Source organism: Altericroceibacterium xinjiangense (assembly GCF_003958635.1).
Lineage (GTDB): Bacteria > Pseudomonadota > Alphaproteobacteria > Sphingomonadales > Sphingomonadaceae > Altericroceibacterium_A > Altericroceibacterium_A xinjiangense.
This window is the reverse complement of sequence record NZ_RSEK01000025.1, coordinates 1-10,723: the sequence shown is the minus strand read 5'-3', so window position 1 is coordinate 10,723 and position 10,723 is coordinate 1. Positions and strand designations below refer to the sequence as shown.

General features: G+C 61.2%; 7 protein-coding genes and 4 pseudogenes. 6 read left to right on the top strand and 5 right to left on the bottom strand.

Annotated elements, in window-relative coordinates:
- Nucleotides 1-553: 553 nt before the first annotated feature.
- Nucleotides 554-922 carry a hypothetical protein gene (locus tag ELY13_RS13905; RefSeq protein ID WP_206436075.1) on the top strand — a complete coding sequence of 123 codons (369 nt, stop codon included), beginning with the start codon at nucleotides 554-556 and terminating at the stop codon, nucleotides 920-922.
- 15 nt (nucleotides 923-937) lie between these two features.
- Here the strand turns inward: ELY13_RS13905 and ELY13_RS15585 are convergent, their stop codons facing one another.
- Both ELY13_RS15585 and ELY13_RS13900 read right to left on the bottom strand, forming a co-directional pair.
- Nucleotides 938-1,069 carry a hypothetical protein gene (locus ELY13_RS15585; RefSeq protein ID WP_277600666.1) on the bottom strand — a complete coding sequence of 44 codons (132 nt, stop codon included), beginning with the start codon at nucleotides 1,067-1,069 and terminating at the stop codon, nucleotides 938-940.
- 288 nt (nucleotides 1,070-1,357) lie between these two features.
- On the bottom strand, nucleotides 1,358-1,543 hold the full coding sequence (locus ELY13_RS13900) for a hypothetical protein (protein WP_126174512.1): 186 nt from the start codon (nucleotides 1,541-1,543) through the stop codon (nucleotides 1,358-1,360).
- A 1,516-nt stretch (nucleotides 1,544-3,059) separates the two neighbouring features.
- On the opposite strand from ELY13_RS13900, the pseudogene ELY13_RS13895 reads away from it, so the two are divergent.
- Nucleotides 3,060-4,091, top strand: a pseudogene (locus ELY13_RS13895) (IS110 family RNA-guided transposase).
- Nucleotides 4,092-4,402: 311 nt separating this feature from the next.
- Nucleotides 4,403-5,119: an IS6 family transposase gene (locus ELY13_RS13890; protein WP_126174511.1), complete on the top strand. Its 717-nt coding sequence runs from the start codon at nucleotides 4,403-4,405 to the stop codon at nucleotides 5,117-5,119.
- Between the two features lie 74 nt (nucleotides 5,120-5,193).
- Here ELY13_RS13890 and ELY13_RS13885 read toward each other — a convergent pair.
- Nucleotides 5,194-6,798 (bottom strand): annotated as a pseudogene (locus tag ELY13_RS13885) (cation acetate symporter); the annotation flags it as partial.
- 11 nt (nucleotides 6,799-6,809) lie between these two features.
- The gene (locus ELY13_RS13880; RefSeq protein WP_164549824.1) at nucleotides 6,810-7,103 is read right to left on the bottom strand and encodes a DUF485 domain-containing protein; all 294 of its coding nucleotides are present in this window, start codon (nucleotides 7,101-7,103) and stop codon (nucleotides 6,810-6,812) included.
- A gap of 648 nt (nucleotides 7,104-7,751) precedes the next feature.
- Here ELY13_RS13880 and ELY13_RS13875 point away from each other — a divergent pair.
- From ELY13_RS13875 to ELY13_RS15720, 3 genes and pseudogenes are all read left to right on the top strand, one after another.
- Nucleotides 7,752-8,405, top strand: coding sequence for a TetR/AcrR family transcriptional regulator (locus ELY13_RS13875; RefSeq protein ID WP_164549823.1), 654 nt, complete (start codon nucleotides 7,752-7,754; stop codon nucleotides 8,403-8,405).
- An 86-nt stretch (nucleotides 8,406-8,491) separates the two neighbouring features.
- Complete coding sequence (locus tag ELY13_RS13870) at nucleotides 8,492-10,042, top strand: FAD-binding oxidoreductase (protein WP_126174507.1); 1,551 nt, start codon at nucleotides 8,492-8,494, stop codon at nucleotides 10,040-10,042.
- A 57-nt stretch (nucleotides 10,043-10,099) separates the two neighbouring features.
- Nucleotides 10,100-10,201, top strand: a pseudogene (locus ELY13_RS15720) (IS6 family transposase); the annotation flags it as partial.
- On the opposite strand, the pseudogene ELY13_RS15715 reads toward ELY13_RS15720, so the two are convergent.
- Nucleotides 10,202-10,347: pseudogene (locus tag ELY13_RS15715) on the bottom strand (IS6 family transposase); the annotation flags it as partial.
- Nucleotides 10,348-10,723: the final 376 nt, after the last annotated feature.

Genomic DNA, 10,723 nt, shown 5'->3' with positions numbered 1-10,723 from the left:
CCAACTTCATGGCCCTCTCGGCGCAAGTGCCGGACCATCTGCCGGCTGCCGTACCAGGGCATGCCGAGGAACGCAGCTCGAGGTTGATGGCTGTTCCTGCTGAGTAATCAGACGCAGAGGTAGCCGGATCCGGATATGCGCTGGGGTCGGGCGAGCGCGGGGAAGCTGGAGTGGCTAGGGTTATTTCGGGGAGTAGCTGCGGCGCTGCAAAAAATCGGGCCTCGCGGTGAAGGGGAAACTTCAGGGAGGTGCGAGGCCCGACGAGGTTGCCATACGACTGAAGAATGAACCTACTCGGCGTTGGTTCCTCTTCGCGGTTGCCGTGTATCGGAACCGGCCGCGATATGCCCACGCGGCCTTCCTTTTGCGCAATTGCGCCGCCGTATCAAATGGCTGAACGCAGCAGCGGACATACTCGGAGAGGATATTCCGGGAGACAGGACGCCCGCAGCAGAGGAAATTTCCTAAGACGACATTTCTGGAGTAGCATTAACGTAGGGAATACGTAGCAATGGGCATGCTATCGAGATGTCGAAGGGGGGAAGTGACAAACATGACCACGGGTGCTTTGCGAGATACCGCCTCCCCTGCTCGATCACTGAAGGAGCAACGGCAGTTCCGCCGGGAGTTGTTTGGTAGCAGCTTTTTTGACGGGCCTGCCTGGGACATTTTGCTCGAACTGCACATCGCTGGGATTGAAGGGCGGCTGGTCTCACTCGACAAGCTTTGTCGTGACGCGACTGTTCCTCCGTCGACAGGAGGTCGCTGGGTCAAGGCGCTGCAGATTGAGGGGCTTGTCGCCAGAGGGAGCGACGAGTCTCGCATCGGCGTCGATTTCGTCCGCCTAACCTTAGAAGGCCATGCGGCGATGAACCGATACCTGGAGCGCGTCTCCCCCAAGGTGCATTCGACGACACCATAGCCCACAGGATCGGGCTTAATCGACAGTGGGTGCACGCTGGGACCGCACTCCGGACAGATGATCGGTAGCCATCGCGACATGCGCAGCAGCGACGTGCTCCCCCATCGCGTCGAGCTCGTCAGCTAGCAACTCTAGACGACGGCGCATATCAGGGATCCCAGTTTGCAGAGCAACTTTTACAGCAGCGTTATGCATCGCAAATCCCTTATCAACCGGCATGCTGCTCGGCGAGGCCCGCACCAACAGCGCAAGAATCACCTGGTTCGATGAGACTAGGAAAGTACTGCCGCGTCCGTCATCCTGAAAAGTATGGATGCCGCCGCTCCCGATAATCCCCGATGGCGGCAACTTAACATGTTCCGCCGCAGCATCCGGATAGTCGCCTCCGCATACTGGCGCATCGGGGCCCGAGGCGCGGAGTACCTCCGGCCCAGCTTAGTGCCAGCCCACGCGCTCCGGTGCCCGTTTGGCCAACTGCTCAGCGGCCATCGAGACATGTACTGCAGCCAACTGCTCTCCCATTTCCTCGAGCTTCTCGGCCAGCTTCTCCAAGCGAACGTGCATTCGCTCAGTCTGCGACTCCGGCGGACCTTTTGTAGCAATTGCAGTAAAGTGCTCCATGAGTAACACCCCTAACGAACCTTCAGCGCGAGGATTCTACTTCTCAAACGAATGGGGCCTAACCGGTTCCAACGTCTGGAAAAATTTCCTGCTTTGTGTTTGATCGGACTTGCGAATGAGGTGAGGACTGAGCCGCGAAGGCGCGCTATTCTGCCGTTTCTGCATCTGACCGACCCGGTATCGGGCCCCGGGCGCGGTTACCACGTAGCGGGAATTAGACGGCCCTGATCTACCATGGAGGCGACCAGTCACTGAAGGTCCGACACCATGCCGCAGACGGCGAAAAAGCGCGATTACCTCCCGTTCGCCTGCCTAGCCTTCGGGGGGATCCTAGGGGCGATGGGCCTTGCAGCCGCGCTTCCTCACCTGGGGTATGTCCCCGGGGGCTCGGTCACCCCGTGTGAAGTGATCGATGGTCGGGATGCTCCCGCCGAAGCACTCGGATAGTCGCCTTGGCATAACCTCGCATGACGATCTGCCAGTAGTTGCTTGCCTCCACCTAATCATCCCCGCCTGATATCTGCCACATTCTTTACGCACCCAGCATATCCTTCGTGATCCAGGTCGTACTCAGAGCGCCGATACCCTCCGCCCTCAGGACCTCTGCTACGTCTAGGCACCAAAAATGGCCGAGAGCGGCGGGCAGTCCGTGATATTTCAACTGATCTTCCACGTATTGAGGTAGCCATACCTTGTCGCGGGCGTCACTCGCACCGGAAAGCTGCACAACATTCCATTCGACCCGCTCCGGACCGTTTAGAATTTGCTCCTCCACTCTGTTATCGGCACCGATATAAAGCTTGCAATTGTACGGGCTCCGTCTCTTCGGCACCGGCTCCGAGGCACTGCTCCGCAGACGCGGCACTTGGTACCAAGAAATCTCGAGACGAGCGGCATTACCATGTGCTGTCGGGCGTGTAACTTCGAGGCAATCGAAGCCGGCATCACCACGCCAGCACCGCTCAGCGATCGAGATCCCTCGGCCGGGAGCAAGAGCAGCTTTTTCAGAATACATTCCGCCACCCCGCGCCGGGCGCCAGCTTGCCTCGTCCGGAGAAGCAGGACTCTTGGCGGTCTCCCCGTCGCAAGCTGCAAGCCCCGTCAATATTAGATTCGCAGCGATCAACGCCCGCCAGTTGCAAAGCGAGATCATACCTTGCTGACGATTGCGACCACTCGTCCGACTATGCGTGCCGCCACCGAGCACTCCTTCCCGGCCCGTCCGGGCGGTCCGCCACTTGTACGTCCAGCGCCCTAGCTCTCGCCCAATCATATCGCCTGCCATCAATCCGCACCTTCGTAGTGCTAACATCCATAAGTTACCCACGGAAGCGTGACATGCCGCGAATAACACCTAACCCGCTGAACGAAAATCCGCCCCGACTACGACCCGCTTCTCGACAGCAAGTGCTGCCAAAGATCCTGCAGGCAGGCATTGTCTGATGGGATGGACGCCCCCCGACGGCATCTATGTGCCAAGGTAGGTGTTGAAGAGCACCTATGAGAGGAGGCGTCCGTGAACGAGGTTACCACGATTGGTCTGGATATCGCGAAGAACGTTTTTCACGCGCACGGGGCTGATGCCAGCGGCCGGCAGCTCTTCAGTCGCCGGATCACGCGCGCAAAGGTCCTGGAGTTCTTTGCAGGTCAGCCTCGATGCCTGGTGGCGCTGGAGGCCTGCGGTGGTGCGCATCACTGGGCACGCGAACTGACGCGGCAGGGGCACGATGTCCGGCTGATACCGCCGGCTTACGTGAAGCCGTTCGTCAAGTGACAGAAGAACGATGCGGCGGATGCAGAGGCAATCTGCGAGGCGGCACAACGGCCGAATATGCGCTTTGTCGCGATCAAGAGCGAGGAGCAGCAGGCTTCAGCCCTGGTATTCCGTACCCGCGACCTGCTGGTCAGGCAGCGCACGCAGACGATCAATGCAATCCGTGGGCACATGGCCGAGTATGGCTGGGTGGCGCCGAAAGGACCATCATGGGTAACAATGCTGGGCGACCTGATTGACGACGAGATCGGCCAATCCTTGCCGCAGGCGGCGCGGGATATGTTCCGCGTCATGCTTGCCATGCTCGAGGAAATGGATCGGCAGATCGCCGTGCTCGATAAGGAGATCGCGCGGCGAGCACGCGAGGACGAAGTGGCCCGTCGCCTGATGACGATACCCGGGATCGGGCCGATCGGGGCAACGGCAATTGCTGCGCTGGCACCGGCAGCCGAGACCTTCCGGCGAGGGCGGGACTTTGCTGCCTGGCTGGGCCTTACGCCAAGGCAGAAGTCGACAGGCGGCAAGACCCGGCTCGGGCGAACATCGAAGATGGGTGAGCGGACCTTGCGGCGTCTGCTGATCATCGGCAGCAGTGCCGTGGTGCAGCATGCCAGCAGGCGCGGTGCGCCCGAGGGATCATGGCTTGCGAACATGCTGGCGCGAAAGCCGCGCATGCTGGTGACCGTGGCCCAGGCGAACAAGACGGCGCGGATCGTCTGGGCCGTGCTGGTGAAGAAAGAGGACTACAGAGCTCCGGTGGCAGTGGCGGCGTAAGCCGGGCGTCACCAGAGGTCGTCGGAAGGACGGCAAGCGGTCGAAGGAGAGTATGGCGCAACAGTCCCCGAGACGGGATCGGAAAACCAGTAGTTCTTCTTGTGCCCTGAGCACGCCTGTCTGATCTGGATCCGTTCCGCGAACTCCCATACAGGCCCGCAGCAACGAATGCTGCAGCAAGAGGCCGGACAGATGGCAGCATCCGACCAAGTGCTACTCTCTCCGAATTGCCGCTTGCCTTCCGTGGGGCGTCCACAGAAGAAGAACTGCACCGGATAGCGACTAGGTGCGGATCGGGGTAGGGCAGGGCCATGCCCCGTCCTCGCAAACCCGCCAATCCGTTCCGGTATTTCCACTCCTCGCCCGAGGTAATCCGCCTCGTGGTCATGATGTACGTCCGTTATCCGCTTTCGTTGCGGAACGTGGAAGACCTGCTGTTCGAGCGCGGCATCGACATCTGTCACGAAACGGTGTGGCATTGGTGGAACAGGTTTGGTCCGATGTTCGCGGCCGACATCCGCCGGCAGCGGATTTCCCGGATGCGCGGCTTTCGCCATTGGAAGTGGCACCTGGACGAGATGTACGTTCGGGTGAATGGCGAGACGGTGTACCTTTGGCGACCCGTGGATCACGAGGGCGAAGTCCTCGAAAGCTACGTCACGAAAACCAGGGATAAAGCGGCTGCCCTGCGGTTCATGCGCAAGACGCTGAAGCGGCACGGAAAAGTCGAGGCGATCACGACCGACGGGCTGCGCTCCTACAAAGCCGCCCTGACGGAGCTCGGCTGTGGGCAGAAACAGGAGACCGGCCGCTGGGCGAACAACCGGGCCGAGAACTCGCACCTGCCGTTCCGAAGACGAGAACGGGCAATGCTGCGGTTCAGGCGAATGAAGTCACTTCAGAAGTTTGCTTCCGTTCACGCCTCTTTCGCCAACCACTTCAACTCCGAACGCCACCTCGTCGACAGGCAGACTTACAAGACCCGCCGCTCGGCCGCCTTGGCTGAGTGGCAGAACCTCGTCGCCTGAGGCTTGCAGTGGGTTGGGCGCAGTCTGCCAAACGGAGAGCAGTTCGCATCCGACTGACAGCGCGCGACAAAGGCCTAGTGCGCGCTCGCTCCTGCGGCGCCGATGCCAGTCTCGGCGCGCACGCGTTGCACCGGATAGCCAGCGCGGTCGACGGCCGCCCGGCCGGTGCGATCGAGCAATGAGACAATCCAGATCGTCAGAAATGCCGCCGGCATGGAGAAGATCGCGGGCGATGTGTACGGGAAGATCGGCTCTGCCCGGCCCAGTACATCGACCCAGATCGCCGGCGACAGGATCGTGAGGCCGAGCGCGGTTAACAGGCCGACCGCGCCGCCGGCCACCACGCCTTTGGTCGTGCATTTCGACCAGAGCAGGGAGAGGATCAGCACCGGGAAGTTCGCCGACGCCGCGAGCGCGAAGGCAAGGCTGACCATAAAGGCGACGTTCTGCTGTTCGAACAGGATACCGAGCAGGATTGCCACCGCAGCCAGGATTAGCACCGTGATTCGTGAGACGCGCAGTTCCTGGGCTTGGTTCACCCGGCCGCGGCGCCATACGCTGGCATAAAGGTCGTGGCTGACCGCCGAGGCGCCTGAGAGAGTGAGGCCAGCCACCACCGCGAGGATCGTCGCGAAGGCGACGGCAGAGACGAAGCCAAGGAACAGGTCGCCGCCGACCGCGTGCGAGAGGTGGATTGCGGCCATGTTGCCGCCGCCAAGCAGCTCTCCCCCCGGATCGAGATAGCTCGGCTCGGTCGCCACCAGCACGATGGCGCCGAAGCCGATGACGAAAGTCAGGAGATAGAAATAGCCGATCCACCCCGTTGCCCATAGCACGCTGGTGCGAGCAGCCTTGGCATCGGGCACGGTGAAGAAGCGCATCAGGATGTGCGGCAGGCCCGCCGTGCCGAACATCAGCGCGAGGCCGAGCGAGATGGCGGAGATCGGGTTCTGGATGAAGCCACCGGGGCCCATGATTGAGCGGCCTGCCTCCGCCGCCTCGTCCGCAGGAAGGCCGACGGCGGCCGCCGCGGCGGTTTTCACCTCCACCGCCCGGCTGAACAGCGCCTCCGGCGAGAAGCCGAAACGCCAGAGCACGGCGGCCGCGATGAAGGTGGCCGCGCCGAGCAGCAGCACCGCCTTGACGATCTGCACCCAGGTGGTCGCGATCATGCCGCCGAACAGGACATAGAGCGTCATCATGCCGCCGACGATGCCCACCGCCACGGGATAGGGCAGCCCGAACAGCAGGCGGATTAGCTGCCCCGCTCCGACCATCTGCGCGATGAGGTAGAACAGCACCACCATGAGCGTGGAGATCGCCGCCAATGTGCGCACCGGCGTCTGCGCGAAGCGGAACGAGGCGACATCGGCGAAGGTGTATTTGCCGAGATTGCGCAACCGCTCCGCCATCAGGAACAACAGGATTGGCCAGCCGACGAGAAAGCCGATCGAATAGATCAGCCCGTCATAGCCATCGAAATAGATTTGCGCTGAGATGCCCAGAAACGAGGCGGCCGACATGAAATCGCCCGCGATGGCGAGGCCATTCTGGAAACCCGATATGCCGCCGCCCGCGGTATAGAAATCGTCCGTCGTCTTGACCCGCATCGCGGCCCAGCGGGTGATGCCCAGCGTCAGCAGCACAAAGCCCGCGAACATGGCGATCGCAGCCCAATTGGTGCTCGCGCTCATGTGTCGAACTCGGCGCGGAGGCGCTTCATCTCGATGTCGAAGACACTGTTGGCGCGGTGCACGTAAATACCGGTGAGCGCGATCGCGAACAGGATCACGCCAAGTCCCAGCGGAATACCGACCGAGGTGGCACCGCCCGCCAGCGAGCTGCCCATGAACGGCTTGGCGAAGGCGACGAGCAGGATAAAGCCGAAGTAGACAACCAGCATCAGCCCGGTCAGCGTCCAGCCGAACACCGAGCGTTGGCGCACCAAACGCTGGTAGCGCGGATCGTCCGCGAGCCGTTCCACCCCTTGACCGTTCCCGTTCACACGCCCCCTTACTGCCGCGCCTCTCCTCCGGGAACGGCTCCTTGCCTGACTTCAGATTACCGGGAACGAGCTTGCCGGCAACCGGCAATTTACCGCCGCGACGGATAGGCGCCAGCGCTTCGTGCGTGCTGGCGAAATGGCGGGCGGCCCGGGAACAGCACTGTCAGAGCAACTGCACCGGATGGTGACCGGGTGCGGAACGGGGCAGGGCAGGTGCATGGCTCGCCGCGCAAGCCAGCTAATCCGTTGCGGTGTTTCCACTCCTCGCCCAAGGTTATTCGGCCCGTGGTCATGATGTACGTACGTTTTTTCCCAGCGGCTACCGCGAGTTTCATGAAGAAGGCGCTGAAGCACCACGGCAAGGTCGAAGCGACCACGAGAGACGGGCTGCGCTTGTACAGGGCTGCGCTGCGGAGCTGATCAGGCAGCATGCCGGCTCAGATGTGCAGGGTCTGCTTTTCAAGTCTCCAGATTATAAGCTGCGGATCGGCTATCGCCCAGAACCACCTCCCTTGTCAGCACCTTCGACTGAACGAGTGACCATCCATCGTCACCTCGGCTAAGAGGCATCTTCAGTCTCACATGAGAGGTCCTGTGGAAGCATGTTCACGAAACAAGAAGCAGTTGGTGCGGAAGCAAATTGACGCAGGGAGACGGGTGGAAGTCGGCCGTGAGCGGCGTGCACGGACCCGCGCGAAGATCATCGCCGCTGCATTCGAGGTTTTGGGCGACCAGAGTGGCTTGTACGCCCGTGCAGAGGATGTAGCTACGAGGGCGGGCGTCACTCGCGCGACCTTCTACAATCATTTTACCAGCATGGCTGATCTGCGTGAGGCACTGTCCTTCGAAATGACGCACGGTTTTCTCGAAGCGGTCACTGCCACAATCTCACGGATCGCTCGTGCGAGTGACCGATCCGCATTGGCGGTGCGGTTCTATCTGCACCGCGCCCGCGCCGACCGGCGCTGGGCCTGGTCGATGATCAACCTGAGTGCGGCCGGGGTAATCTTCGGGGCCGAGACGTTTCGTCAGGCCGAGCAGACCGTCCGCGAGGGTGTGGAGGAGGGCGTATTTGCAACGCAGTCGGTCGCCTTGGGTCGCGACCTTCTCCTGGGCACCACTCTTGCAGCGATGGGATCGATCGTGCGGGGCGGAGCCGACGACGAATACCCGGAGACGGTTGCTGCTTCCATTCTGTTCGCGCTGGGTGTGCCACTTGAGCAGGCTGCTGAGTGCGCGCGTCAGCCATTGCCATCGTTGAGCGTCAGCAGCGTCGATTGACTTTGCCTCCGAAGCGAGACTACCTTTCCGAAATTGACAGACTGTCAATTAATTGCAGGACAGCGTGCATCTGACGGGAGAGAGCAATGGAAGACATGAGCCGTCACGGCGACAGCTTTGCCACTGCGCTAGAGGCGATGAAGGCCTCGATCGGCGCGGACAACGTGCTGACCCAGGACCTGGCAGATTATGGGGATCCCTTCGGCCCGCCGGGCGAATGGTACCGGCCCGGAGCTGTCCTTCTCCCGAGCAGCGTCGAGGACGTGCAGGCGATCCTCCGGATCGCCAACGAGCATGGCACCCCGCTATGGACCAGCAGCCAGGGGCGCAACAAGGGCTACGGCGGCGGCGCACCGCGCGTCTCTGGCACATTCGCTGTCAGCCTTCGGCGCATGAACAAGGTGCTGGAGGTCGACGAGGAAAATTGCATGGCGCTGGTGGAGCCCGGCGTTCGGTTCTTCGACCTGTACGACCACCTACGGAAAATCGGCTCCAGGTTGTGGATGTCGGTCCCGGATCTTGGTGCCGGCAGTGTAATCGGCAACGCGCTAGAACATGGTGTAGGTTACACACCGATTGGCGATCACTTTGCAAACCATTGCGGAATGGAGGTCGTCTTGCCCGACGGCGATATCGTCCGCACTGGGATGGGGGGCATGTCCAATCCGCACAACTGGCTGATCTATCCACACAGCTGCGGGCCATCGTGGGACGGCATGTTCACCCAGTCCAATTACGGCATCGTCACGAAGATGGGTGTCAGCCTGTTTCCTGCTCCCGAAGTCTACGCGCCCGGTTGGTTCACGCTCGACAATGAAGAGCATTTCGGAACCTTCCTCGAGGTGCTGCGCCCGCTGATGATTGACGGCACCATTCCCAATCAGCCGATGATTATCAATGCAGTGTGCGCGGCAAGCGCGTTCGGCGAGCGCAAGCAGTGGTACGAAGGCAAGGACCCGATTCCCGAGGAGGTGCTCGACAGGATTGCTGCAACGCCAGGGTTCGGGCGCTGGGTCATGCGTTTTGCGCTCTATGGCGATGCGCCAGTGGTGGCGCACAACCGCACCAAAATCGAGAGAGCCCTGACCGCCATCCCGGGGGGAGCCGTCTCTTTTGACCAGTATGATGGCCAAAACCTGCCCGAACTCACGAACCCGCATCATCGCGTCCAGGCGGGTGTGCCGTCTATGGCGCTGGATCAGATGACACGCTGGTACGGCGGAGAGGAAGGTGGACACATCGGCTTTTCCTGCGCGATGCCAATCGCCGGCAAGGATGGGATCGCGATCCGCGATCTCACTCGCAACCTGCTGAACGAGCGCGGCCTCGACTATTCTGCCGCAATCATTGTCGGAAAGCGGAGCATGATCCACGTGGCGCTTGTGGTGTTCGATACCAAGAACGATCAGCAGACGCGTGAGGCCTATGCTGTAACCAAGGCGATGCTCGAACCGGCGGCCAAGCTCGGCTACGGCGAGTACCGCAGTCACCTCGACTTCATGGACGAGGTCGCAGCGCTCTACGACTTCAACAACAACGCACAGCGCCGCTTGGCCGAGCGGATCAAGGACTGCCTCGATCCCAATGGCATCCTCTCACCGGGCAAGCAGGGCATCTGGCCAGCAGATTACAGATGAACGGCTCCATCCTCGATCCGGCGGATGAAATGCCGCGCTTCGGGAGACCGCTGAGCCAACAGCCGCGTCGAGAACTCGCACCTGCCGTTCCGACGACGAGAGCGAGCGATGCTCCGGTTCAGACAGATGAAGTCGCTCCAGAAGCTTGCTTCAGTCCACGACATCGATGCCACGCTTGAACAGCAGGTCTTCAACGTTCCGCAAGCTCAGCGGAAACCGAACGTACATCATCACCACCAGGCGGATGACCTCCGGTAAGGAGTAAAATACCGGAACGGATTAGCTGGTTTGCGAGGACGAGGCATGCCGTGGCCCTACCCTGCCATACAGCCGATCACCATCCGGTGCAGTTGCTCTGACAGTACCTCGCCTCCTCATGCGCAGTGTATCGGGCATCGGAACATTTCGGGCTGCGCAGCTTTTGGGAGTACGGGATGCAACTCGAATAGCAGCTTTCCGGTGAGTGCCTCAGATTGCCGCGTTCATTTCTGATGAGGGGTTCGACAGGAGTAACAATGAGGCTAGACAGCTTCAGAAGGGGAAATCAGCATGCGTAAAATTGCGCTCTGCACAGCAGTAGCGGTGTCGGCGATAGCCGCGCCTACCATGGCTCGTGATGGTCAGGCATATATCGGGCTCAATCTTGGTGTCGTCGCTCCGGAGAATACCGATCTCGACATC